General features: G+C 69.8%; 22 protein-coding genes. 10 read left to right on the plus strand and 12 right to left on the minus strand.

The window, feature by feature from the left end; all coding sequences use genetic code 11:
• The 9 genes from ACQY4O_RS07005 to ACQY4O_RS07045 all read right to left on the minus strand — a co-directional run bounded on the left by ACQY4O_RS07005 (position 1) and on the right by ACQY4O_RS07045 (position 10,353).
• Positions 1–1,308: a pyruvate dehydrogenase complex dihydrolipoamide acetyltransferase gene (locus tag ACQY4O_RS07005; RefSeq protein WP_428375470.1), complete on the minus strand. Its 1,308-nt coding sequence runs from the start codon at positions 1,306–1,308 to the stop codon at positions 1–3.
• 11 nt (positions 1,309–1,319) lie between these two features.
• Complete coding sequence (locus ACQY4O_RS07010) at positions 1,320–2,696, minus strand: pyruvate dehydrogenase complex E1 component subunit beta (RefSeq protein WP_428375471.1); 1,377 nt, start codon at positions 2,694–2,696, stop codon at positions 1,320–1,322.
• 3 nt (positions 2,697–2,699) lie between these two features.
• Entirely contained in the window at positions 2,700–3,659 is a 960-nt protein-coding gene (gene pdhA, locus ACQY4O_RS07015) for a pyruvate dehydrogenase (acetyl-transferring) E1 component subunit alpha (RefSeq protein WP_428378133.1), read from the minus strand.
• A gap of 119 nt (positions 3,660–3,778) precedes the next feature.
• The gene (gene moaC, locus ACQY4O_RS07020) at positions 3,779–4,300 is read right to left on the minus strand and encodes a cyclic pyranopterin monophosphate synthase MoaC (protein ID WP_428375472.1); all 522 of its coding nucleotides are present in this window, start codon (positions 4,298–4,300) and stop codon (positions 3,779–3,781) included.
• 3 nt (positions 4,301–4,303) lie between these two features.
• Positions 4,304–5,125, minus strand: coding sequence for an indole-3-glycerol phosphate synthase TrpC (gene trpC, locus ACQY4O_RS07025; RefSeq protein ID WP_428378134.1), 822 nt, complete (start codon positions 5,123–5,125; stop codon positions 4,304–4,306).
• On the minus strand, positions 5,125–6,294 hold the full coding sequence (gene trpD / locus ACQY4O_RS07030; protein WP_428375473.1) for an anthranilate phosphoribosyltransferase: 1,170 nt from the start codon (positions 6,292–6,294) through the stop codon (positions 5,125–5,127). Before trpD ends, trpC begins: the two co-directional genes overlap by 1 nt.
• Before the next feature lie 13 nt (positions 6,295–6,307).
• Positions 6,308–6,907, minus strand: a complete 600-nt coding sequence (locus ACQY4O_RS07035) for an anthranilate synthase component II (protein ID WP_428375474.1) — start codon at positions 6,905–6,907, stop codon at positions 6,308–6,310.
• Positions 6,904–8,430: an anthranilate synthase component I gene (gene trpE / locus ACQY4O_RS07040; protein WP_428375475.1), complete on the minus strand. Its 1,527-nt coding sequence runs from the start codon at positions 8,428–8,430 to the stop codon at positions 6,904–6,906. The genes ACQY4O_RS07035 and trpE overlap by 4 nt, the downstream gene beginning before the upstream one ends.
• A gap of 27 nt (positions 8,431–8,457) precedes the next feature.
• On the minus strand, positions 8,458–10,353 hold the full coding sequence (locus ACQY4O_RS07045; RefSeq protein ID WP_428375476.1) for a SurA N-terminal domain-containing protein: 1,896 nt from the start codon (positions 10,351–10,353) through the stop codon (positions 8,458–8,460).
• A 178-nt stretch (positions 10,354–10,531) separates the two neighbouring features.
• Here ACQY4O_RS07045 and tpiA point away from each other — a divergent pair, with 178 nt between their 5' ends.
• From tpiA to ACQY4O_RS07080, 7 genes are read left to right on the plus strand one after another with little or no spacing between them, the layout of a single operon-like run.
• Positions 10,532–11,305 (plus strand): triose-phosphate isomerase, encoded by a 774-nt coding sequence (tpiA, locus tag ACQY4O_RS07050; protein WP_428375477.1) that lies wholly within the window; start codon positions 10,532–10,534, stop codon positions 11,303–11,305.
• A gap of 16 nt (positions 11,306–11,321) precedes the next feature.
• The gene (gene secG / locus ACQY4O_RS07055; protein ID WP_428375478.1) at positions 11,322–11,669 is read left to right on the plus strand and encodes a preprotein translocase subunit SecG; all 348 of its coding nucleotides are present in this window, start codon (positions 11,322–11,324) and stop codon (positions 11,667–11,669) included.
• A 4-nt stretch (positions 11,670–11,673) separates the two neighbouring features.
• A complete protein-coding gene (locus ACQY4O_RS07060) occupies positions 11,674–13,011 on the plus strand; it encodes a flavin monoamine oxidase family protein (protein WP_428375479.1) in 1,338 nt (445 codons plus the stop codon).
• Between the two features lie 26 nt (positions 13,012–13,037).
• The gene (locus tag ACQY4O_RS07065; protein WP_428375480.1) at positions 13,038–14,666 is read left to right on the plus strand and encodes a CTP synthase; all 1,629 of its coding nucleotides are present in this window, start codon (positions 13,038–13,040) and stop codon (positions 14,664–14,666) included.
• A gap of 24 nt (positions 14,667–14,690) precedes the next feature.
• On the plus strand, positions 14,691–15,509 hold the full coding sequence (gene kdsA / locus ACQY4O_RS07070; RefSeq protein ID WP_428375481.1) for a 3-deoxy-8-phosphooctulonate synthase: 819 nt from the start codon (positions 14,691–14,693) through the stop codon (positions 15,507–15,509).
• Positions 15,493–16,023, plus strand: coding sequence for a YidB family protein (locus tag ACQY4O_RS07075; protein WP_428375482.1), 531 nt, complete (start codon positions 15,493–15,495; stop codon positions 16,021–16,023). Before kdsA ends, ACQY4O_RS07075 begins: the two co-directional genes overlap by 17 nt.
• A gap of 40 nt (positions 16,024–16,063) precedes the next feature.
• Entirely contained in the window at positions 16,064–16,525 is a 462-nt protein-coding gene (locus tag ACQY4O_RS07080; protein ID WP_428375483.1) for a hypothetical protein, read from the plus strand.
• A 104-nt stretch (positions 16,526–16,629) separates the two neighbouring features.
• Here ACQY4O_RS07080 and ACQY4O_RS07085 read toward each other — a convergent pair whose 3' ends face one another.
• Entirely contained in the window at positions 16,630–17,349 is a 720-nt protein-coding gene (locus ACQY4O_RS07085; RefSeq protein ID WP_428375484.1) for a response regulator transcription factor, read from the minus strand.
• A 294-nt stretch (positions 17,350–17,643) separates the two neighbouring features.
• Between ACQY4O_RS07085 and ACQY4O_RS07090 the strand changes: the two genes are divergently transcribed.
• The 3 genes from ACQY4O_RS07090 to ACQY4O_RS07100 all read left to right on the plus strand — a co-directional run bounded on the left by ACQY4O_RS07090 (position 17,644) and on the right by ACQY4O_RS07100 (position 20,101).
• Positions 17,644–17,907, plus strand: a complete 264-nt coding sequence (locus ACQY4O_RS07090; protein ID WP_428375485.1) for a hypothetical protein — start codon at positions 17,644–17,646, stop codon at positions 17,905–17,907.
• Between the two features lie 194 nt (positions 17,908–18,101).
• Positions 18,102–18,815, plus strand: a complete 714-nt coding sequence (locus tag ACQY4O_RS07095; RefSeq protein WP_428375486.1) for a Crp/Fnr family transcriptional regulator — start codon at positions 18,102–18,104, stop codon at positions 18,813–18,815.
• 74 nt (positions 18,816–18,889) lie between these two features.
• Positions 18,890–20,101, plus strand: a complete 1,212-nt coding sequence (locus ACQY4O_RS07100; protein ID WP_428375487.1) for an acetate/propionate family kinase — start codon at positions 18,890–18,892, stop codon at positions 20,099–20,101.
• A gap of 438 nt (positions 20,102–20,539) precedes the next feature.
• On the opposite strand, the gene ACQY4O_RS07105 is transcribed toward ACQY4O_RS07100, so the two are convergent.
• The gene (locus ACQY4O_RS07105; RefSeq protein ID WP_428375488.1) at positions 20,540–22,864 is read right to left on the minus strand and encodes a glycoside hydrolase family 65 protein; all 2,325 of its coding nucleotides are present in this window, start codon (positions 22,862–22,864) and stop codon (positions 20,540–20,542) included.
• A gap of 62 nt (positions 22,865–22,926) precedes the next feature.
• Entirely contained in the window at positions 22,927–23,676 is a 750-nt protein-coding gene (locus tag ACQY4O_RS07110; protein ID WP_428375489.1) for an HAD family hydrolase, read from the minus strand.
• Between the last annotated feature and the right edge of the window lie 11 nt (positions 23,677–23,687).

The raw sequence follows: 23,687 nt of genomic DNA on the forward strand, positions 1-23,687 counted from the left end.
TTAAACAACCAGGCTCATCGGGCTCTCGACGACCGACTTGAACACCGACACCCACTCGGCGGCAAGCGCCCCGTCGATGACGCGGTGATCCACCGACAGCGTGCAGGTCATCATGGTGGCGACCTCGATCCTGTCGCCCGACCGCACCACCGCGCGCTTCTCGCCGGCCGCCACCGCCAGGATCGCGCCCTGCGGCGGGTTGATGATCGCGGAGAACGCTTTCACGCCGTACATGCCCATGTTGGAGATCGAGAACGAGCCGCCCTGGAACTCCTCGGGCTTCAGCTTGCCGTCGCGCGCCCGCTTGATCAGCGCGCGGGCCTCGTTGCTGATCAGCGACAGGCTCTTCGCGTCGGCCTTGGTGACGATCGGGGTGATCAGCCCGTCCGGGATCGAGACCGCGACCGCGATGTCGACATCGTCGTACTGGATGATCGCCTCGTCGGTGTAGGACGCATTCACCCGCGGCACCCGGCGCAGCGTCACCGCGGCGGCCTTGATCAGCATGTCGTTGACCGACAGCTTGAAGCTGCCGGGGCCCTCCTTCGGCGACGACGCATTCAGCTCCGCGCGCAGCGCCAGCAGCCGGTCGAGCTCGACATCGATCGAGACATAGAAGTGCGGGATGGACTGCTTGGCGTCCGACAGCCGGCGCGCGATCACCCGGCGCACGTTGCTGTTCGGGATCTTCTGGTGCGGTGCCGTGATCAGCACCGGAGCAGGTTTCGCGGGTGCGGGAGCCGCCGGGGCGGCGGCGGGTGCCTTTGCCTGCGTCGGGCCAGCTTTTTGGGCGGCCTCCACATCGGCACGGATGATCCGGCCGTTCGGGCCGCTGCCGGAGATCGTCGCCGGATCGAGCCCCGCCTCGCTGGCGAGGCGCCTGGCCAGCGGCGAGATGAACACCCTGTCCCCGCCATGCGACGCCGCAGCGGCGGCGGGCGCCTGGTGCGTCGCCGGCGCCGCATCCTTCAGCGAAGGCGGCGGCGCCGGCGGGGTGCTCGCCTCGGCAGCCGGCGCCAGGGGCGCCTCCTTGTCGGCCGGCGCCGCCGCGTCCGGCACCGCCTCGCCGTCCTCGACGATGATGCCGATCGGCTGGTTCACTTGCACGCCCTCGGTGCCGTCGCCGACTAGGATGCGGCCGAGGATGCCCTCGTCCACCGCCTCGACCTCCATCGTCGCCTTGTCGGTCTCGATCTCGGCGATGACATCGCCGGACGCGATCGCATCGCCTTCCTTCTTCAGCCAGCGCGCCAGCGTGCCTTCCGTCATGGTGGGCGACAGCGCCGGCATCAGGATGTTCACGGACATGGCAGGGGACCTCAGACCAGCTTCTGCACGGCGTCGACCACCCAGCCGGGCTGCGGCAAAGCCAGCTTCTCGAGGTTGGCGGCATAGGGCAGCGGCACGTCCAGCCCGTGCACCCGCACCGGCGGCGCATCGAGCCAGTCGAAGGCGTGCTCGATCACCTGCATCGCGATCTCGGCGCCGATGCCGGCATACGGCCAGCCCTCCTCGACCGTCACCAGCCGGCTGGTCTTCTTGACGCTCTCCACAATGGTCCCGGTGTCGAGCGGACGCAGCGTGCGCAGGTTGATCACCTCCGCCTCGATGCCCTGCCCGGCCAGGATCTCGGCCGCCTTGAGTGCCACGCCGACCATGATCGAGAAGGCGACGATGGTGACCTGAGTGCCTGGGCGCTCGATCTTGGCGCGGCCGATCGGGAGGATGAAGTCCGGGTCGGTCGGGCATTCGAAGCTCTGCCCGTACAGGATCTCGTTCTCGAGGAAGATCACCGGGTTGGGGTCGCGGATCGAGGCGCGCAGCAGCCCCAGCGCATCCGCCGAGGAATACGGCGCCACCACCTTCAGCCCCGGCACGTGCGCGTACCAGCTCGCATAGCACTGGCTGTGCTGGGCACCGACACGGGATGCGGCGCCGTTCGGCCCGCGGAACACGATCGGGCAGCCCATCTGGCCGCCGGACATGTAGAGCGTCTTGGCCGCCGAGTTGATGATCTGGTCGATCGCCTGCATGGCAAAGTTGAAGGTCATGAACTCGACGATCGGCTTCAGCCCGGTCAGCGCCGCGCCGACCGCCATGCCGGTGAAGCCGTGCTCCGTGATCGGCGTGTCGATGACGCGGCGCGCACCGAACTCGGCCAGCATGCCCTGGCTGATCTTGTAGGCGCCCTGGTACTCGGCGACCTCCTCGCCGATGAGGAACACGTCGTCATCGGCGCGCATCTCGATCGCCATCGCGTCGCGCAACGCATCGCGCACGCTGATGCTCTTCGTCTCGCCCCATTCCCGCTCGGGCTCGACACGGGCCAGGTCCGGCTCGCGGGCTTCCGAGCCGCGATCGGCGATCTCCTTGGCGCCCGCGACCTTGGGCAGCGCCGGGCTCTCGGCCGCGGGCTTCGCCTCGGGCTTCGCGTCCGCGGCCAACGCGTCCTCGCCTTCGCCGAGCAGCACCGCGATCGGCGCGTTCACCGCCACGTTCTCGGTGCCCTCCTCGACCAGCAGGCGCCCGATGGTGCCCTCGTCCACGGCTTCGACTTCCATCGTCGCCTTGTCGGTCTCGATCTCGGCGATCACGTCGCCGGCCGCTACCGGGTCGCCGACCTTCTTCAGCCAGCGCGCCAGCTTGCCTTCGGTCATCGTCGGCGACAGCGCGGGCATCAGAACCTGGGTCGACATGGATCAGGCCTCCACCAGGATGTCGGTCCAGAGCTCGGACGGATCCGGCTCCGGACTCGACTGCGCGAAGGCGGCCGCATCGGCCACGATGTGCTTGATCTCGTCATCGATCGTCTTCAACGCCTGCTCCTCGACCCCCTGTCCGAGGAGTGCGTGCCGCACCCGCTCGATCGCATCCTTCTCGCGGCGCATCTGGTCGACCTCGTCGCGGGTGCGGTACTTCGCCGGATCCGACATCGAGTGGCCCCGGTAGCGGTAGGTGGTCATCTCCAGCAGGAACGGACCACCTCCGGCGCGGCAATGCGCCACCGCCTGGCGCGCCGCGTCATGCACCGCCTCGACATCCATGCCGTCCACCTGCAGGCCGGGAATGCCCCACGGCTCGCCGTTGCGGAACAAGTCGCGCGACGCCGACGAGCGCTCCACGCTGGTGCCCATGCCGTAACGGTTGTTCTCGATCACGAAGATGCAGGGCAGCTTCTGCAATGCTGCAATGTTGAAGCTCTCGAACACCTGGCCCTGGTTCGAGGCGCCCTCGCCGAAATACGCCACCGACACCTCGTCCGAGCCGCGATAGCGGTTCGCGAACGCCAGCCCGATGCCGATCGAGACCTGCGCGCCGACGATGCCGTGGCCGCCATAGAAGTTCTCCTTGCGCGAGAACATGTGCATCGAGCCGCCCTTGCCGCGCGAATAGCCGGTGGCCCGCCCGGTCAGCTCCGCCATCACGCCGCGCGCCTCCATGCCGGCGGCCAGCATGTGGCCGTGGTCACGATAGGAGGTCACCACCTTGTCGCCCGGCTTGAGCGCCATCTGCACCCCGGTCACCACCGCCTCCTGGCCGATATAGAGGTGGCAGAAGCCGCCGATCAGCCCCATGCCGTAGAGCTGGCCGGTGCGCTCCTCGAAACGGCGGATCAGCACCATGCCGCGATAGGCCCGGGTCAGCTCCTCGGTACTCATGGCCGGGCTGTTGCGCCCGTGTCCGCCCGCGATGTCGGACAAGGCAGCGGGGTCGGACAGGGCGGCGGGGTCCGCCGAGGCATTGGCGGCCGTGGCACCCTGTATCTTGGAAGACTTGTTCACGGGGACGTCCCTTCCTGCCTCGGCTCGGTGATATCGGTGCGGCCACCGGACTTCCGCACCACGCGCACGGCGTCGATGCGCATGCTCCGGTCGACGGCCTTGCACATGTCGTAAAGCGTCAGCGCCGCAACGCAAACCGCCGTCAGCGCCTCCATCTCGACGCCGGTGGGACCGGTGGTCCGCGCCAGCGCCTCGATCTCGATCGCCGTGCCATCCTCGGATGCCACCAGCTCGACCGCCACCGACGAGAGGGCGAGCGGATGGCAGAGCGGGATCAGCGCCGCGGTGCGCTTGGCCGCCATGATGCCGGCAATCCGGGCCGTCGCCAGCACGTCGCCCTTGGGCATCCGCCCCGCCAGGACCAGCTGCAGCGTCGCGGCTTGCATCACCACCCGGCCGCGCGCGGTGGCGTCGCGGCGGGTGTCGGGCTTGTCCGAGACATCCACCATCACCGCGCGCCCGGCGGCATCGAGATGCGTCAGCCGCGGGCACCCGGTCTCCTCCACGGCGGCGGACATGCCTCAGATCGGCCCGAGCAGCGCATGCGCGGCGGCGCCGGCATCGGCCTGGCGCAGCAGGCTCTCGCCGACCAGGAAGCAGGTGGCGCCGACGGCGGCGAGGCGCAGCACGTCCTCTCGCGAGCCGATGCCGCTCTCGGCCACCACGAGCCGGTCAGGCGGCACCTGCGGCGCCAGGTCGAGCGTGGTCGCAAGATCGATCCGCAGCGTGCGCAGGTTGCGGTTGTTGATGCCGATCAGGGTGGTCTCCAGCGCCAGCGCCCGGTGCAGCTCGGTCTCGTCATGCACCTCGACCAGCACGTCGAGATCCACCGAGCGCGCCAGCCCGAGCAGGTCGGCGGCCTGCTCGTCGCCGATCGCCGCCATGATCAGCAGGATGCAATCGGCGCCGATCAGCCGGCTCTCGTAGATCTGCCAGGGCTCCAGCATGAAATCCTTGCGCAGCGCCGGCAGGGAAGTCGCGGCCCGCGCCGCCTGCAGATCCGCGATGTGGCCCTGGAAGTTCGGCCCCTCGGTCAGCACCGACAGGCAGGCGGCGCCGGCGGCCTCGTAGTCGCGGGCGATCGCCGCCGGGTCAAACTGCTGCCGGATCAGGCCGGCGGAGGGCGAGGCCTTCTTGATCTCGGTGATCAGCCCGACCTGCCGCTCGGCGGTCTTGAGTTTCAGCGCTTGGCCGAAGCCGCGCGGCATCTCGTCGAGATCGCGCAGCCGCGCCTTCAGCACGCGCAGCGGCAGGCCCGCCATGCGCCGCGCGACCTCCTCGCGGGTCTGGCCACAGATACGCGCCAGGATGTCGGACGCGTCGTGCATCAATCCGGCGCCCATCACCTCCGGTGGTCCCTGTCCCTCAACCTGCATCGCAACCGTTCCAGCACCGCAAGCGCACTGCCGTCATCCAGGGCGCAGGCCGCCTCCCGGACCGCCTCGCGCAGCCCGCGCACAAGCACAGCCGCCTCCGCCGCCCCGGCTGCTTCGCCGGTTGCGGCCGCAGGCGTCCCGCTGCCATGCATCGTCCGCGGGAACATGTTGCCTCCGCGCGCGACGCGCAAGGCTGCGGCCGCATTCAGCAGCACCGTATCACGGTACGCCCCGCGCGCGCCGCGCAGCAGCGCCTCGAGTGCCAGCGCATTGTGGCGCCCGTCGCCGCCGGCGATCGCCGCGACCGGCGCCGGCGGCAGCCCGGCCATGGCGGGTGTGATCACCAGCTCATGGATCACGCCGTCCTCGAGCGCCACCACCCAGCTCGGACCGGCCAGGGTCAGCTCGTCGAGGCCCTGTCCGGCCTGATCCCCGTCGATCATCCCGTGCACGGCCCAGACCCGCGCGGAGCCGAGCCGGCGCAGCGTCTCGACCACCGGGATCAGCCAGCGCCGGTCATAGACACCGATCAGCTGCAGCTGCACCGAGGCCGGGTTGCAGAGCGGCCCGAGCAGGTTGAACAGGGTGCGGGTGCCGAGCTCGGCGCGCACTGCCGCGGCAAAGCGCAGGGCGGGATGGTGCGCAGGCGCCGCCATGAAGGCGAGGTCGTGGTCGGCCAGCTCCGCCTGCAGTTCCGCCACATCCTGCACCGGCGGCACGCCGAGTGCTGCCAGCACGTCCGAGGCCCCGGCGCGCGACGACAGCGCGCGGTTGCCGTGCTTGGCCACCGGCACGCCACACGCGGCCAGCACGAAGGCGACCGCGGTGGAGATGTTCAGGGTGCCGTGCTGGTCGCCGCCGGTGCCGCAGACATCGATCGCCCCGCGCGGCGCCTGCACCCGCAGCATGCGGCGGCGCAGCGCCCGCACGGCCCCGGTCAGTTCGGCCACCGTCTCGCCGCGCACCCGCAGCGCCATCAGCAGGCCGCCGATCTGCGCCGGCGTCGCCTCGCCCGCCATCACCACGCCGAACGCCGCCTCGGCCTGCGCCTCGTCCAGCTTAAGGCCGCCGGCGACATGCGCCAGCGCCGGCTTCAGGCCGTCCTCCAGGTCGCCGTCCTTGCAAGTGCTGGTCATGCAGTTCGCCGGATCAGGCCGCCCGCGACCGGGAATCGTTGCAACCGCGCGCGATCGCCAGGAAGTTGGCCAGGATGGCGTGGCCGTGCTGCGAGGCGATGCTCTCCGGATGGAACTGCACGCCGAACAGCGGCAGGTCGCGATGGCGCAGTCCCATCAGCACGCCGTCCTCGGTCCAGGCGGTCGGCACCAGCGTCTCCGGCAGGGTCTCGGGGCGCACCACCAGGCTGTGGTAGCGCGTCGCCTCGAACGGGCTCGGCAGGCCCGCGAACACGTCGCCGCCCGCATGCCGGACCGGGCTCACCTTGCCATGCATCGGTGCCAAAGCGCGCACCACCTCGCCGCCGAACACCTGGCCAAGCGCCTGGTGCCCGAGGCAGACGCCGAGCAGCGGCACGCGCCCGGCGGCGGCGGCGATCAGGTCGCAGCAGATGCCTGCCTGGTTCGGCGAGCAGGGACCTGGCGACAGCACGATGGCCTCGGGCTGCAGCGCCAGCGCCGCATCCACGCTCAGCGCGTCGTTGCGGCGGACATCGCACACCGCTCCCAGGTCGCCGAGATAGTGCACCAGGTTGAAGGTGAAGCTGTCGTAGTTGTCGATCAGCAGGATCATGAAACCAAGGTGGTGGTCGTGTTGGGCCCGGTCAATCCAAGGGCATTCTCGGCGGCCCGCAGCAGCGCGCGCGCCTTCTGCCGTGTCTCCTCGTATTCCGCCGCCGGCACGCTGTCGGCCACCACGCCGCAGCCGGCCTGGACGTGCATGACGCCCTCGTGGAGCACCGCCATGCGCAGCCCGATGCAGGTGTCCATGGTGCCGTCGGCGCCGAAATAGCCGATGCAGCCGGCATACGGGCCACGCCGGGTCGGCTCCATCTCGTCGATGATCTGCATGGCGCGGATTTTCGGCGCCCCGGTCAGCGTGCCGGCCGGGAAGCCCGCGACCAGCGCGTCGAGTGCATCCAGCCCCGGCCTGAGCCGTCCCTGCACCGTCGAGGAGATGTGCATCACGTGCGAGAAGCGCTCGATGGCGAAGCTCTCGGTGACGCGCACGCTGCCGATCTCGGCGACGCGCCCGACATCGTTGCGGCCGAGATCGAGCAGCATCAGGTGCTCGGCGCGCTCCTTGGGATCGGCCAGCAGCTCGGCGGCCAGGTCCCTGTCCTCCGTGGGTGTCGCGCCGCGCCCGCGGGTGCCGGCGAGCGGGCGGACCGTGACGGTATCGTCGCGCAGCCGGACCAGCACCTCGGGCGAACTGCCGACCAGGCTGAAGCCCTCCAGGTCCAGCAGGAACAGGAACGGCGACGGGTTGATGCGCCGCAGCGCCCGATACAGCGCGATCGCTGGGAGGGCGAACGACGCCGAGAAACGCTGGCTCGGCACCGCCTGGAACACGTCGCCGGCGGCGATGTACTCCTGGATGCGCCGCACGACATCCTCGAACGCGGCCCGGGTGAAGTTCGAGGAAGGCTCTGGTGCGACCGTCTCCTCGCCGGACACCGGCGGCCCCGCGTCAGAAGCCTGGGGCACCGGGAGCGCCAGTGCCACCCGGGCCCGTTCCAGCAGCGCCTCGCCCTGCGCGGGTGGCGCGCCATCGCGCAGCGGGGCGGCAAGCGTCAGCTCGTCGCGGACATTGTCGAAGATCGCGAACAGCGACGGCCGCAGCAGCACCGCCTCCGGGAGGGCCAGATCGTCCGGGGGGGCGTCCGGCAGGTGCTCCATCTGGCGCACCATGTCGTAGCCGAGATAGCCGAACAGGCCGGCCGTCATCGGCGGCAGGCCCTCGGGCAGCGCCAGCCGGTTGCCGTCGATCAGGGCGCGCAGGCTCGCCAGCGGCGGCTCGCCGGTCTCCGCGAAGCCGCCCTCGCGCTGGGCAGAGCCGCCGCTGCCGCGCCGGATTGCCACGCGGCCCTGGTTGCAGCGCCAGACCACGTCCGGCAGCAGCCCGATCACCGAGTAGCGCCCGCGCGCCGCACCGCCCTCGATGCTCTCCAGCAGGAAGGCGTTGCGCCTGGCACCCGGGAGGCGGCCGGTGAGCTTGAGGAAGGCCGCCACCGGCGTCAGCAGGTCGGCGGGCTCGATGCTGAAGACGATCTGCGCCGGGGCCGTCCCGGTCGCACGCGTCGCCGGCCCGCTCATCGGGGCCGGCTCATCGGGGCCCGCTCATCAGGGACCGACCACGCTGCGGATCGCCTGGGCGTTCAAGCTGGGCTGCTTGCGGCTGCGCAGCAGAGTGGCATAGGTCACCTCGATATCGTTGGCGATCGAGCCGTCCAGGTTGGCCTGCAGCCGGTCATAGGCGAGGCGATTGCCGGACGGATCGGGATGCTGCTGCCCGGTGATGGTGGCGACCGTGAAGCCGTCCGGATCGCGCACCATCGTCGACTGCCCCACCGGCAGGCTGAAGACGATCTGCTGCAGCTGCGGCGAGATCCCCGCCGGCGGCCGGCCGCGTCCGAACGCCGGCTCATGCACCAGGCCGGCCAGGGCGGGGAGCATCGCCAGCCCGCCCGCCTGGCGCGCCCGGGCGAACAGGCTGGCGGCCTGCTGCTCGGCCTCGCGCCGGCGCGCATCCGCCAGCACCGCGTCACGCACCTTGTCCTGCGCCTGCGCGAACGGCAGCGCCGCCGCCGGCGTCACCTGTTCGACCGCCAGCGCGTATTCGGCATCGTCGGGTCCCTGCTTGAGTTCGGGCGGAGCCCCTGGCTTTTGGGCAAACGCGGCGGTGAGGATCGCCTGGCGCAAGGCGGCCGATCCCGGCAGCGGCGCCGGCGTGCCCGACCGGGTATTGCCCTGGGCGTCGAGCGTGCCCTCCGCCGCCACCGCGCCGAGATCGCCCGGGATCTGGTCGAGGCCCGCACCGCCGGCAATCGCGTCCTGCAGCTTCTGCACCCGGTCGGCGAGCAGGTCGCGCACGCGGGCGGCGGCCAGCTGGTCGTGCAGCGTCTCGCGGCTGTCCTCGAAGCTGTGCGTCACCGCCGGGTCCACCTTGGTGACCTTGAGCAGCACCCAGCCGGTCTCGGTCTTCACCGGGCCCGCCACCTCGCCTGGCCTGGCCGCGAACGCGAGACGCCCCATCTCCGGGGACGGGAAGGTGGCCAGCGCCGCGTCGTCGAGGGCGACCGGCACGCTGTCCGCGGCCGCCGCCTGCATCTGCGGCCAGCCGGCGCCGCCGCGCCAGAGCGTCGCCAGCGCCTGCCCGCGGGCTTCGGTCGGCGAGGTGATCACCTGCACGGACCGCTTCTCCGGCACCGAGCCGCTGTTGCCTTGCGCCTTGAACAGCGCGCGCTCGTCGGCCTCGGGGATGTCGATCGAACGGGCCAGGGTCTGCGGCGACAGCAGCACCAGCTTGATGCGGCGATATTCCGGCGCCCGGAGCTGTTGCGGATGGTTGTCATAGTAGCGGGCAAGCGTGGCCTGGTCGGGGGCGGCCGGCGCCGGCTGGGCCACGAACGGGAACGTCACCAGATCGACGGTACGGGTCTGTGCCGCGAACGCGTAGGCGTGCCGGACCAGCACCGCGGGCGCCCGGGCACCCACGCGCAGCGGCTCGACCAGGGCGTTCGCCGTGAGGTCGTCGCGGAAGATCGACAGCACCCGTGCCTCGGTCAGGCGGTTCTGCTGCAGCCAGGCGTTGAAGTGGCCGCGGTCGAAGCGCCCGTCGCGGCCCTTGAACAGCGGCAGCTCGAAGATGGTCTGGCGCAGCACGTCGTCCGGCACGACGATGCCGAGCCGGGTCGCCTCGCGCAGCGCCTCGGCGCGCGACACCAGCCCCTGCAGCACCTGCATCGCGATCTGCGCCCGCTCCGGACCCGGCAGTTGCGCGGCATCGGCCCCGGTCTGCTGCGCCACCTGGTCGAGCTGGGCATGGAAGGCGTTGTTGAAGTCGTCGATGCCGATCTTGCGGTCGCCGACGGCGGCCACCGTCGCGGCGTCGGGCGCGCCGCCGAGCTTGGTGAAGAAGTCGCCGACGCCCCAGAGCACGAAGGCCGCGAAGATCAGCACGGCGAACACGCGTCCGGCCCAGGAATCCACGAAGAGATGTCTGAAATAGGTGATCATGCGGGATCCGGCAGCCGGCGTTCGGAGGTCAGCAGGGGGCGCACCATAGGGAGGGCGCCCGAGATTGACCAGCCGCACTCCCGCATGGTCTATGCCCGCTTCTCGAGGACATGTGGGGTGCCTTCCTGCGCCAGCGGAAGCGCGCTCCCCGCCTCTCGATCGTCGCGGGAACTGCTCGATGCGCCAGGTGATTGCCGGGAACTGGAAGATGAACGGCCTCACCGCCGACGCGCAAGCGCTGGCGCAGGCACTGCGCGCAGGCGTGGAACATGCGCCGACACAAGCCGAGGTGCTGGTGTTCCCGCCCTACACCCAGATCGCGACCGTCGCCCGCATCCTGGCCGGCAGCGGCGTCGGCTGGGGTGGCCAGGACTGCCACATGGCAGAAAACGGCCCCCATACCGGCGACATCTCGCCCGACATGCTGCGCGACCTCGGCGCCACGCACGTCATCCTCGGCCATTCCGAGCGCCGGCGCGACCATAACGAGCTCGACGAGACCGTGCGCGAGAAGACCGTGGAAGCCCTGCGCGCCGGCCTGATCCCGATCGTCTGCGTCGGCGAAAGCGAGGAACAGCGAGCCGGCAGCCAGCAGGAGGACACGGTCGGCTGGCAGATCAAGGGCAGCCTGCCGGACGGCTTCGGCGGCGCCGACGGCAGTGGCGGCCTGGTTGCCTACGAGCCGGTCTGGGCGATCGGCACCGGGCGTGTGGCCACCGTCGAGGACATCGCCGCCATGCACGCCTTCGTGCGCGGCGAGCTGGTCCGGCAGATGGGCGAGACCGCCGGACGTGGCATACGCATCCTGTATGGCGGCTCGGTGAACGCCGCCAACGCGGCGAGCGTGCTGGCGGTGCCGGAGGTGGCCGGCGCGCTGGTCGGCGGCGCCAGCCTCAAGGCGACCGACTTCCTGACCATCATCGCCGCCACGACGGGCCTGCCCGCCGCGTGATGCATACCGGATCGCCATGACCAGCTTCCTGCTCATCCTGCACCTGCTCGTGACCCTGGCCCTGATCGGCACCGTGCTGATCCAGCGCAGCGAGGGCGGCGGCCTGGGCATCGGCTCGACCCAGGGCATGGGCTCGTTCATGTCCGGGCGCGGCACCGCCAACCTGCTGACCCGCACCACCTCGGTGCTGGCCGCGATCTTCATGGTGCTGTCCCTCACCCTCGCCGTGCTCAACCGCGGCACCGCCGGCGTCGGCCGCGACATCCTGGCCCAACCGCCGGCGGCGACCACGCACGCGCCCGTGCCGGTGTCGAAGCCGGTGCTGCCGCCGAAGCCGACCGGCCCTATGGTGCCCACGCACTGACACGATGACGAAAGCCGGCCGGAGCGGTCCGGACTACGACGCCGTCATTATCGGTGCGGGGGCTGCAGGACTTGCCGCGAGCGCCGTGCTGCACGCGGCCGGCTGCCGCAGCCTGCTGCTCGAAGCCGACTGCCGCATCGGTGGCCGCGCCCACACACTGCACCCTGCGATCCTGGGCGGCGCGCGCTTCGATGCCGGCGCCACCTGGCTGCACCAGACCGACCGCAACCCGCTGGTCTGCCTCGCGCGTGCGCGCGGCATCGCGCTGCGGCCGGCCTTCCGCGGCGGCCGGCGGCTGCTGGTCGAGGGTCGCCGCGCGACGGGCGCCGAGGCGGCCGCCTATGACGCGTCGCGCGCGGCCTGGGAACGGCTGGTGACGGCGCGCGCCGACGGCCCCGACTGCTCGCTGGCCGAGGCCGGAACGGCCCGCGCCGACGACCCGTGGACCGCCAGCATCGAGAACTGGGATGGCGCGATCATCGCCGCCGCCGACGCCACCGACCTCGGCCTGCATGACTGGCGCCGCAACCTGCTCGACGACAACAATCTCAGCCCGCCCGACGGTGTCGGCACGCTGCTCGCGACCCTGCTCGGGCCGCTGGTCGGCCCGGCGCGGCTGAATGCCGGCGTCGAACGCATCGCCTGGCATGACGGCGAGCCCTGCGTCGTGCAGACCGGCGGGGGCACCGTCACGGCGCGCGCGGTGATCGTCACCGTGTCCACCGGGGTGTTGCGGGCGCACCGCATCGCCTTCGAGCCGGCATTGCCGCAAACGACCGCCGAGGCTCTCGACGGCTTGCCGATGGGGCTGCTCAGCAAGCTGGCCATCCCGGTGCCCGACCCGGTGCCCGGCCTCGACGACGAGACCCTCATCGAGCGGCGGGTGCCGCGACGCGGGGCGCCTGGCATGCTCGTCTCGGTGCGGCCGCACGGCCATTGCTATGCCTCCGGCTTCTTCGGCGGCAGGCACGCCTGGTCGCGGGCGGGACAGCCGGACGCGGCGCTCGATGAAGCGAGAACGATCCTGTGCGAAGCGGAACCCGGTGCCGTGACCGGAGCCGGCGGATATGTCACCGCGTGGGGCACCGATCCGCTGTTCAGGGGCGCTTATTCCTATTGCCGCCCCGGACGCGCCGCATCGCGCGAGATGCTGGGTCGGCCGCTCGGCGGCGGCCGGCTGCTGTTCGCCGGCGAGGCCTGCCGCACCGATGGTCTCGCCGGCACCGTCGGCGGCGCGCTGTTCGATGGCGAGCGCGCCGCGCAGGCGGTGCTGCGCTGCATCATGAAGTTGGATTCCGTCCCCTCCCTGGCGTCGGCCGCCGAGCCGAGGGTTCACGGCTGATCCGCCGCGGTGTAGGACGAACGCCCATGACGCGGTTCGTATTCATCACCGGCGGCGTGGTCTCCTCCCTCGGCAAGGGTATCGCCTCGGCGGCGCTGGCCGCCTTGATGCAGGCGCGCGGCTACAAGGTGCGGCTGCGCAAGCTCGACCCCTACCTCAATGTCGATCCCGGGACGATGAGCCCGTACCAGCACGGCGAGGTGTTCGTCACCGATGACGGCGCCGAGACCGACCTCGATCTCGGTCATTACGAGCGCTTCACCGGCGTGCATGCGACGCGCGCGGACAATGCCACCACCGGGCGGATCTATTCGGACGTGATCGCGCGCGAGCGCCGTGGCGACTATCTCGGCGCCACCGTGCAGGTGATCCCGCACATCACCGATGCGATCAAGGAAGCTATCGTCGCCGGCACCGCGGATCTGGATTTCGCGCTGATCGAGATCGGCGGCACCGTCGGCGACATCGAGAGCCTGCCGTTCCTCGAAGCCATCCGGCAGATGCGCAACGATCTCGGGCCGGATCGCACCATGTTCGTCCACCTCACCCTGGTGCCGTGGATCGCGTCCGCCGGTGAACTGAAAACCAAGCCGACGCAGCATTCGGTCAAGGAGCTGCAGAATGTCGGCATCCAGCCGCAGATGCTGCTGTGCCGCTCGGACCGGCCGATCCCGGAAGCCGAGCGCCGCAAGATCGCCAATTTCTGCAACGTGCGGCCGGAGGCGGTGGTGCCGGCGCTCGACGTCGACACCATCTATGCCTGCCCGATCTCGTATCACGAGGGCGGCATGGATACTGAGGTGCTGCGCCATTTCGGACTGCCGCACGAGGGCGAGCCGGACCTGTCCGGCTGGCGCCGGGTGCTGGATGCGATGCGCAATCCGGAAGGCGAGGTGCGCATCGCCGTGGTCGGCAAGTACACCAGCCTGCTCGACAGCTACAAGTCGCTCAACGAGGCGCTTATCCATGGCGGCATCGCCAGCCGCGTGCGGGTGCATCTCGACTGGGTGGACAGCCAGATCTTCGAGCAGGCCGGCGCGCTGCAGCGGTTGCAGGACGTGCACGGCATCCTGGTGCCGGGCGGCTTCGGCGAGCGCGGCTCCGAGGGCAAGATCGAGGCGGTGCGCTTCGCCCGCGAGCGCGGCATCCCATTCCTGGGCATCTGCTTCGGCATGCAGATGGCGGTGATCGAATGCGCCCGCAACCTCGCCGGCCTGCCCGACGCGTCGTCCACCGAATTCGGGCCGACCGACGAGCCGGTGGTCGGGCTGATGACGGAGTGGGCGCGTGGGCCGGAGCTGGAGCGGCGGCGTGCCGGCGGCGACCTCGGCGGCACCATGCGTCTCGGCGCCTATCCGGCGGTGCTCAAGGCAGGCTCGCGGGTGGCGCAGGCGTACGGCGCGACCTCGGTGTCCGAGCGCCACCGGCATCGCTGGGAGGTCAACATCCACTATCGCGAACGGCTCGAGGCGGCCGGGCTGGTGTTCTCCGGCCTCAGCCCGGACGGGGTGCTGCCCGAGATCATCGAATACCCGGAGCACCCTTTCTTCATCGGCGTGCAATATCATCCGGAACTCATGTCCAAGCCGTTCGCTCCGCATCCATTGTTCCGCGGCTTCATCGAAGCCTCGCTGAGGAAGGCCAGGCTTGTATGAGACAACTGGTATGAAGGCGCTGGCATGAGCTCGGTGCAGATCGGCGAGCTGGTGGTCGGCAACGACCGGCCGTTCACGCTGATCTCGGGTCCCTGCCAGATCGAGAGCGCCGCGCATGCCTTCGAGATGGCGGGTGCCCTGCACGCGATCTGCACCCGCCTCGGCATCGGCCTGATCTACAAGAGCAGCTTCGACAAGGCGAACCGCACCAGCCTGGGAGCGGCGCGTGGTGTCGGCATGCAGGCCGGGCTGCAGATCCTGGCGGATGTGCGAAGCCGCTACGGGGTGCCGGTGCTGACCGACGTGCATGCCGCCGAGCAGTGCCGGACCGTGGCACGGGCGGTCGACGTGCTGCAGATCCCGGCCTTCCTGTGCCGGCAGACCGACCTGCTGATTGCGGCAGGGGAAACCGGGGCCGCGGTCAACGTCAAGAAGGGCCAGTTCCTGGCACCGTGGGACATGGCCAACGTCGCCGCCAAGATCGCCTCGACCGGGAATACGCGCATCCTGCTCACCGAGCGCGGCACCTCGTTCGGCTACAACACGCTGGTCAACGACATGCGCGGCCTGCCGATCATGGCGCAGACGGGCTATCCGGTGGTGTTCGACGCCACCCATTCGGTGCAGCAGCCCTCAGCACTCGGCGGCGCCTCGGGGGGCCAGCGCGACTTCGCCCCGGTGCTGGCGCGCGCCGCGATTGCGGTCGGGGTCGCGGCGGTGTTCATCGAAACCCACCAGGACCCCGACTTTGCCCCGAGCGACGGACCGACGATGATCCCGCTCGAGAGCATGGCGTCGGTGCTGGAGCGGCTGCTGGCGTTCGACCGTGTCGCCAAGGGCTGAAGCGTCACGTCCATCAATTAACGATCAGGCAAACAACGATCAGGGAGACACGGCGATGAGTGGAGTTTTCGGTAGCCTGCTGGGCCAGCTGGGCGGCATGCTCGGCGGCAATGCGAACGCGCACGAGGCCGCGCAATCGGGCGCCGGTGGCCTGCTTTCGACGGTGATCAACGAGGCCGGTGGTCCGGCGGGCATCCTCGCCAAGTTCCAGCAGTCCGGCCTGGGTGCGCAGGCCGAGAGCTGGGTCGGCAGCGGCCACAACCTGCCGATCTCGGCGGAGCAGATCTCCCAGGTGTTCCCTCCCCAGCAGCTCGATGCCTGGGCGCAGCAGCACGGACTGCCGGCGGGCATGGCCTCGCAGGTGCTCGCACACTTCCTGCCGCATGCGGTGGATGCCACCACGCCGCAGGGCACGGTGCCGCCCCAGGGAGCGCCCGGGAGCGCTTCCGGGGCCGATGCCGGCAGTTTCGATTTCGGCAGCCTGATCGGGCGGCTCGGCGGCCTGAACAAGTAAACCGCCTTCCGGGGGCAGCCCCTTGCAAAGGACCCATACCATGCGCGCTCATGCTTCAGGCCTGCTCCTCGGAGGCGCCCTGGCGTTTTCGGGCTTCGCCGCGACATCGGCGCACGCGCTGAGCACCAAGGAATGCAGTGCCAAGTATCAGGCGGCGAAGGCCGCCGGCACCCTGAACGGCGAGACCTGGAAGACCTACCGCGTCAAGGAGTGCGGCGCGGTCGCGTCCGCCGGGGCCACTCCGGCCGCGACCGCCGATACCGTAGCGCCGGCCCTGAAATCCGGCGCCGGCGGCGCCGCGCCGGCCGCGGCGACCGGGCCGCTGACCTTCCCGAGCGCCGTCGATGCGAAATACGCCAAGGAGACCGCCGGCAAGGCGCGCATGCATACCTGTCTCGACCAGTATCATGCCAACAAGGCCGGCACCGGCAATGGCGGGCTGAAGTGGATCCAGAAGGGCGGCGGCTACTACAGTGCCTGCTCGAAGAAGCTGAAGGGCTGACCGGCCGGGCCGCCCCGCGCGCGGGGCGGGCCGGCATGATGACTGTGCCCGAAACGGAGCGGATCGCGTCGGAGACCAGGGGAGAGTACTGTGTCGATCAGAAATCAGACCGGCGAATAGTACAGGGGCTTCGACAGGCGTTCCAAGCTGGAAATCAGGCCGGACGAGACGTTTGCCCCACGGGCGGCGGATCGGCATCGCGCCGCATCTCGACCATGCGGCGCGCGAGCCGGCGCGGCCGGGCAAGGCTCCGGCCCGATCTCGCTCTCGATCCCGGCAATCAGCGCCATCCTCGCAAGCCCAGGCAATGACCGCGATCCGGTCTTGGCCATCACGGCGGCTCGATGGTTCTCGACGGTGCGTTGGCTGATCTTGAGTTCCACGGCGATAATCTTGTTTGGCCGACCTGCCAGCACCGAGACCATGACCTGTCGCTGCCGCTTGGTCAGGCGGTCGATCGCGTGCCTCGCATCAAGCCGGCGCCCGGCCGCGTCACTCCGGACCGCTGGTCTGCCGGGATGCGGTTCGGCGTCTTCGGCACCAAGCCCGAGCAAGATCCTGCTGAAACGATAGAGTGCGGCCTCCAGCACCACCCGCTCCCGCCCCGCATCGGCGTGACGCGCCGCATAGGCGCCAGCCAGGCTGCGCGCCTGCTGCTCGATCCGTGGCGCCAGGCCATCTTGTGGTGAACGAACCGCGACAGATGGCTCGTGGCCGGCTTCCTGAAGCGCCAGGGAGGCCCGAGGCTGACCGGTCAGCACCCCAGGCGGAGGCGGGCCGACCGAAAGGTTCGGCGGCGTCGAGAGCAGCAGGCCGTCAATCATTTTCCTGACCGAAAGCAGTCCCAGCGCGTCAGGCGGCAGCGTGGCGGACGCACGGTCCGAGGCCCGCTTCCCTACAAGTCGTTCGTATCGCAGCATGCGCTCGGCTCTCCATCGTCTCGGTGTGATCGGCAATTTCGGATTTGCGTGCCGGGCGGGTATCGCGCCGGCGAGAGAGTGCGGTTCGACGCAGAATGCCCACAGCTTCGCAGGCCGTTGCGGCGAGACTTAAGTGTAAACCGACGCGATACACCGGCAGCTAACCTGGGTTAGTTCTTGTCTTGCAAATCGGTGGTAGTGTTCTGCATGCATTCAGATCCCGACCCACATGGCCAGGCCGCCCTGATGCTCTGCGAAAGCGTCGCCCTCATCCTGATCGAGCGCGGCGTGATCGCCAAGGAGCAGATGCTGGAAGCGATCGGCGGGGTCATCGACGTGAAGCGGGAGATGGCCGGAACGGACGAAAGCGTCGTCGTCAGCGTCAGGTCGATATCGTTGCTGCAGGCCGTGGCGCGCAGTCTCTCGGCGGCCCCGGATCCATTGCGGCAGATCGCCTCTTGATTGCTTTGCGCACGGCAAATGCGAAGGCGACGCGTCGGGGTCCGGCTTCACACTCGTTCGTGCTTGCATCGGGGCTTGCTGCGCTGATCGAAACCTGCTCGTTTAAGTTGTAGCTTCGGACGATGTGCGGCTGACCGGTGCCAGACCGAAACCCTCTGACACGCAAACTGTCGCATTTTGCGCCACTCTCGCACGTGGACACCGCGGCGCTGGATCTCCTGACCGCGCGGGAGGAGCGCTTTCCCGGTCACGTCGATATCATCTGCGAGGGCTCGGTTCCGCGTTCCGTGTTCGTCCTCATCGAGGGCATGGCGATCCGCTACCGCGATTTGCCGGATGGCAGTCGGCAGATCATCACGTTCCTGATTCCAGGCGACATGTGCGACCTGCACGTCTTTCTGCTCAAGACGATGGACCACTCGATCGCGACGCTGACACCGGTGCGGATTGCACCGGTCTCACGCGACAGCATGATGGACCTGTTCATTCATCATCCACGGGTCTCGGCAGCGTTGTGGTGGAGCTCCTTGCAGGAAGAGGCCATGCTGCGGGAGCGTATTGTCTCGCTGGGTCGGCGCGACGCGCGCGGTCGCGTGGCCTACCTGCTGTGTGAGCTGCTCTGGCGCCATATGGCGGTTGGTCTGACGAACGGGCGGTCCTTCACCCTCCCTCTGACACAGACCGAGCTCGGCGATACGCTGGGGCTCTCGGCGGTTCATGTGAACCGCATCCTGCAGGACTTCCGCAAGCAGGGGCTGATTGTCATGGAGCGTCACAAGCTCAACCTGATCGACCTGTCCGGCCTGCAGATTATCGCTGACTTCAACGAGTCGTATCTGCATTTTGGCGGCGCCCCAGAGGAGCTGGCTGATTACTTCGACGGACTGGAGCGAGTTCGCCAGAAGTAGTCGTCGTTGCAGACAATGTCTCCGTTGCCGGTCGAGCGACAATACCGGGGCGGTCTCGACTTGAAGGATTGGTCATGGCCGATACCGTCCTCGCTCTGAACGCAGGCTCGTCCTCGATCAAGTTCGCGCTGTTCGAGATCGGGCCGAACGACGAAGCAAATCCGATCTCGCGCGGCCAGGTCGAGGGGATCGGCAACGCACCGCATTTCCTGGCGCGCGATCCGTCCGGGGCGATCCTCTCGGAGCAACGCTGGCCGCATGACACGGCGCCATCGCACAAGGCGCTGATCGGCATCCTGCTGGACTGGGTCGATCACCATCTGGGCGCCGACCGGCTTGTCGCCGTCGGCCATCGCGTCGTGCATGGCGGATCCGATCACCGCGTGCCGGAGCGGGTGACGGACCGGCTGCTGGACGCCCTCGACCGGCTGACGCCGCTCGCACCCCTGCACCAGCCGCACAGCCTGTCGCCGATCCGCGCCATTGCCGAGGCACGCCCCGGCCTCGTGCAGGTGGCATGCTTCGATACCGCCTATCACCGGACGATGCCGCCGGTCGCCACGCGTCTCGCGCTGCCGCGCCGCTACGAGCATCAGGGCCTGCGCCGCTATGGCTTCCATGGCCTGTCCTACGAGTACATCGCAGGCCGGCTCGCGACCGACGCGCCGGCGCTGGCGGCGGGTCGCGTCATCGTGGCGCATCTCGGCAACGGCGCCAGCCTGTGCGCGATGCGCCACGGGCGCAGCCTCGACACCACGATGGGCTTCACCGCGCTGGACGGGCTGGTGATGGGCACCCGCTGCGGCAGCATCGACCCGGGCGTGCTGCTGTACCTGCAGCAATCCGGCGGGCTCTCGCTGGGCGATCTTGAGGACCTGCTGTATCGCCGCTCGGGCCTGCTCGGCGTCTCCGGCATCGACAGCGACATGCGCACGCTGCTGGGGAGCCGCACGGAAGCGGCGCGCGAGGCGGTCGAGCTGTTCGTCTATCGCTTCATCCAGCAGGCCGGCGCCATGCTCGCGACCCTCGGCGGCCTCGACGGGCTGGTCTTCACCGCCGGCATCGGCGAGCACGCCCCCGAGATACGCACCGCGGTCTGCGCGAAGCTCGCCTGGCTCGGCATCGCTCTCGACGAGGAGCTCAACCGGGCCGGCAAGGGCCGCATCAGCATGCCGCAGAGCCGTGTCGAGATATGGGTGATCCCGACCGACGAGGAGGCGATGATCGCGCGCCACACCATCGCCACGCTGCAGGCCAAGTCGCACGGTCGCATGCCCGAGGCATGATCGGCCGGTCCACACGCCGGTCGAACGACGTTTCGTTGTGGACCGTCCGTCGCCCCGTGACCATCGCGTCCCGCACGACGCCATCCGGGCGGTCACTCGCGGTGATTGCAAGCGTCGTCAAGACAGCACCCGCGCGCGTCCGGGGACGTACGCATCCGGTCTTGCGAATACGCTCAGAGCACCCCGAAATCGTTCTCGACCGCGGTGGCTCCCGGCGCTGAAAAAGCAAGGCCAGGGCGCTGCCCTGGTCCCGCTGGGGCCGAAAGGCCCCAGACCCCGATTCCTAAATTAAAGGATTTCAAAGGCTCGCCTTTGATGGGGTCCAGGGGCGAAGCCCCTGGCCTGCTTTCATCTCGTAGCGAATGCATCGTTCTCGGGTTTTTCCGCACCCTGTCAGCGTTGATCGGATCGCACGCTTGGTGACATTCACCGAGGAAACTATGGCGCCGACCCAGCAGACCTCGATACTGCGCGACCGGCGACGCTGCCTGCTGCAGGAGTTCCGCCGTCAAAATGCATCGTCTGGCCTGGCTGCAGGACATGCGCAGTGCCGCCGAAGCGCAAGCCCATGCAGACAGAACCGCGCATCGTGACATCCACGCCACCATCTGCGGCGCCGATCCTGATGCGCAGGACGCGTCCGTGCCACTGCACGCAAAAGGCAAGGCTGGTCCAGTCCGGCGGCAGTTGCGGATCGAGCGCCACGCCGTCCTCGGTCAGCGACAGGCCCGCGAAGCCGAACACCGCGGTGAGCCAGAGGCCGCCGAGGGCGGCGATATGCACGCCGCCATCGCCGCCCACCTGGGCGTCGCCAAGATCGATGTCGGCCATCTCGCGGAAATAGCGCAACGCCAGATCGGTCAGGCCGAGGCGGGCCGCGACGAAGCCATGCATCGCCCGGCTGAGCGAGCTGCCATGGCTGCAGCGCGGCTCATAGAAGCGGAAGTTGGCCAGCCCGGTGGCGCCGGCGAACTCGCCGGGCAGCAGGCCGAGCAGGGCGACGATATCGGCCTGCTTGACCACCTGGGACTGGTCGATCCGGTCGCGTCCGAGGATCACGTCCATTGCGACCGAGCGGCCGGCATACTCCGCGAGGTCGATCCGCTCGAGCCTGTTATAGCGGGCGAACTGCTCGTACAGGCCGGTCGCCCGATCGAGGCCGGTGACGATGGTCGCGACCGTGCCGGCCCAACCGGCCAGCTCCTCCTGCGCGAGACCGAGCTTGGCCGACAGGCTTGCCCAGCGCGCCGGCCAGCGCTCGCGCAGCAGGGCCGCGACCGCGATCCCGGTGCCGATGTTCCAGCGCGCCATGACGTTGGTGAAGGCGCTGTCATCGACATGCTCGTGATACTCGTCCGGCCCGATGACGCCGCGGATGTGGCTGCACCCGTCGGCCTCGAGCCGGGCGCGGCTGGACCAGAAGCGCGCCGTCTCGAGCAGGATCTCGGCGCCGGCTTCGAGCAGGAAGGCCTCGTCGCCGGTGGCCTGCCAGTATTGCCAGACGGCATAGGCGACATCGGCGCTGATATGCTGCTCCTGCTCGCCGCACAGGATATCGATGATCGTGTGATCCGCGGCGACGGCACGACGCGGCGTGGCCTCATGCCCGCTATCGGCCGACTCCCAGGCATACAAGGCACCCTTCCAGCCCATGCCGGCAGCCTTCGCGCGCGCCCCATCCAGCGTCCTATACCGGTACATCAGCATCGCGCGCGCAGCCTCGGGCCACGTCATGCTGTAGAACGGCAGCAGGTAGATCTCGGTGTCCCAGAAGACATGCCCGCGATAGCCGTCGCCGGTCAGCGCGCGTGCCCCGATCGAGACATGCTCGTCGTGCGGGTTCGCCGCGCTATCGAGATGATAGATCGCAAAGCGCAGGGCCTGCTGGGCGGCAGGATCCCCGCCGACCTCGACATCGCTGCACTGCCAGCGTGCGGCCCAGGCAGCCCGGTGCGCCGCCATCACCCCCGCCGTCCCAAGGCCGGCGGCGATCGCCAGCCGGTCCGTGGCGGTCTTGCCCGGATCGCCCTCGGGCACGTCCGACCGCACCACCGCAACCATGCGCTCGAAGCAAATCTTTTGGCCGGCCCGGCAGGTCCATCGCCAGGTGTTGCGCAGCACGCCCGACCGGAACGGCGGCTGGCTGCCGGCATCGATGGCAAGTCGCGCGCTGGTCGCGATCGCGAGGCGGTGGCCGCCGGTGTGGGTGCGCCACTCTCCGAGAGTGTTGCTGAGGCGGTCCGGGATCAGGCCCAGCTCGACGCTCTCGAACGACGCCTCGAACTCGATCTCGGCGTTTCCGGATCGGACCTCGACCTCGATGACCTGCAAACCGATCGCGCGATCCGCCATCGAGGCCAGGCGCACGGTGCGCACCAGCAGAACCAGGCGGTCCCCGCCATCGATGCTCCGATGCTCATGCCGAAAGCGGCTGAACAGCGCGCCGCCCTGCATGTCCAGGGTCATGCGGTGCCCGGACGCCTCGGCCGGGTGGCGCAGCAGGGTGTGGCCGTCGAGCAGGACGCGCACATGCAGCCAGTCCGCGGCCGGCACCAGTCCGGCGGAGACCGGTTCCTCGCCCGGTGCGGATGGCGCGCCGGACGTATCGAACAGGCCGGCGACATAGGTGCGCGGCGGCGCCAGCCAGCGGGTGCCGCGCGTGGCCGCACGCGCGCCACGGACGCCGATCAGGCCGTTGCCGATGGCATAGCGCGCCTCCAGGCCGCCCTCGCGCAGGGCATCGAAGCCATCGGCCGTCAGCACCCAATCCGGCCCGGCCGTCGACTCCAGCTCCAGGCCGGCGCCAGCTTCTAGCCCGCTCCCGCTCACAGGCAAAGGGTCCCGTCCGCGAGAGCCTGCACCGGAACCTGGTCCAGGCTGGTGACCACCAGATCGGCGTGCGCCGCCCGCAACCCGGCGGCGTCGTCCAGCCGCGCGACGCCGATGGACCACATCTTGCCGGCGCGCGCGGCCGCGATGCCGGCCGGCGCATCCTCCAGGACGATGCACTGCCGCGGCGCGAGCTTCAGGCCGGCCGCCGCCAGGAGGAAGATCTCCGGATCGGGCTTGCCATGCGCGAGGTCGCGTCCGCAAACATTCACGCCGAACATCTCGAACAGGCTGCGACCCGGCTCGACCACGATCGCACGCAGCATCGCATTCGCGTTCTTCGACGAGGACGCGACGGCCAGCGGCCAGCCGAGCCCGTGCAGCGAACAGACGAGCCGGACGGCATCGGGAACCGCCGCGACGGCGCCCGCCTGCACAAGCTGCTGCAGTCGCGCCTGCTTGCGTATCGCATAGGCCGGAGCCTGAACTGCGGCGTCCGCCACGCCGAGCGCCACGAGTGCGGACAGGGCGCCCGCGTCGCGGGGCCTGCCCGCCACCGCAGCCTGGTAGAGCGCCGTCGTGAACAGCCCGGGATCCGCCAGCCCGTCCAGCGCCTCCCGCCAGGCCCGCTCGTGCGGCGAGGCCAGCAATACGCCGTCGACGTCGAAGATCGCGGCATTCGGTCCGTGCGCCATGCGTACGACGGGCGCTTGCGCCGGCGACGCGCTATGATCGCGTCGCGTCATGACGCCCGGTG

It is taken from the genome of Lichenicoccus sp. (assembly GCF_965277665.1).
In the GTDB taxonomy this organism is placed as follows: domain Bacteria; phylum Pseudomonadota; class Alphaproteobacteria; order Acetobacterales; family Acetobacteraceae; genus Lichenicoccus.

Excerpts from the sequence above, each read along its gene's own strand:
- ACQY4O_RS07080 (WP_428375483.1), top strand. The coding sequence starts at position 16,064 with ATGCGCGCTCATGCTTCAGGCCTGCTCCTCGGAGGCGCCCTGGCGTTT.
- ACQY4O_RS07085 (WP_428375484.1), bottom strand. The coding sequence starts at position 17,349 with ATGATTGACGGCCTGCTGCTCTCGACGCCGCCGAACCTTTCGGTCGGC.
- ACQY4O_RS07065 (WP_428375480.1), top strand. The coding sequence starts at position 13,038 with ATGACGCGGTTCGTATTCATCACCGGCGGCGTGGTCTCCTCCCTCGGC.
- trpC (WP_428378134.1), bottom strand. The coding sequence starts at position 5,125 with ATGGGCGCCGGATTGATGCACGACGCGTCCGACATCCTGGCGCGTATC.
- ACQY4O_RS07045 (WP_428375476.1), bottom strand. The coding sequence starts at position 10,353 with ATGATCACCTATTTCAGACATCTCTTCGTGGATTCCTGGGCCGGACGC.
- trpD (WP_428375473.1), bottom strand. The coding sequence starts at position 6,294 with ATGACCAGCACTTGCAAGGACGGCGACCTGGAGGACGGCCTGAAGCCG.
- ACQY4O_RS07060 (WP_428375479.1), top strand. The coding sequence starts at position 11,674 with ATGACGAAAGCCGGCCGGAGCGGTCCGGACTACGACGCCGTCATTATC.
- kdsA (WP_428375481.1), top strand. The coding sequence starts at position 14,691 with ATGAGCTCGGTGCAGATCGGCGAGCTGGTGGTCGGCAACGACCGGCCG.
- moaC (WP_428375472.1), bottom strand. The coding sequence starts at position 4,300 with ATGTCCGCCGCCGTGGAGGAGACCGGGTGCCCGCGGCTGACGCATCTC.
- ACQY4O_RS07010 (WP_428375471.1), bottom strand. The coding sequence starts at position 2,696 with ATGTCGACCCAGGTTCTGATGCCCGCGCTGTCGCCGACGATGACCGAA.
- tpiA (WP_428375477.1), top strand. The coding sequence starts at position 10,532 with ATGCGCCAGGTGATTGCCGGGAACTGGAAGATGAACGGCCTCACCGCC.
- pdhA (WP_428378133.1), bottom strand. The coding sequence starts at position 3,659 with ATGAGTACCGAGGAGCTGACCCGGGCCTATCGCGGCATGGTGCTGATC.
- ACQY4O_RS07100 (WP_428375487.1), top strand. The coding sequence starts at position 18,890 with ATGGCCGATACCGTCCTCGCTCTGAACGCAGGCTCGTCCTCGATCAAG.
- ACQY4O_RS07005 (WP_428375470.1), bottom strand. The coding sequence starts at position 1,308 with ATGTCCGTGAACATCCTGATGCCGGCGCTGTCGCCCACCATGACGGAA.
- secG (WP_428375478.1), top strand. The coding sequence starts at position 11,322 with ATGACCAGCTTCCTGCTCATCCTGCACCTGCTCGTGACCCTGGCCCTG.
- ACQY4O_RS07110 (WP_428375489.1), bottom strand. The coding sequence starts at position 23,676 with ATGACGCGACGCGATCATAGCGCGTCGCCGGCGCAAGCGCCCGTCGTA.
- trpE (WP_428375475.1), bottom strand. The coding sequence starts at position 8,430 with ATGAGCGGGCCGGCGACGCGTGCGACCGGGACGGCCCCGGCGCAGATC.
- ACQY4O_RS07035 (WP_428375474.1), bottom strand. The coding sequence starts at position 6,907 with ATGATCCTGCTGATCGACAACTACGACAGCTTCACCTTCAACCTGGTG.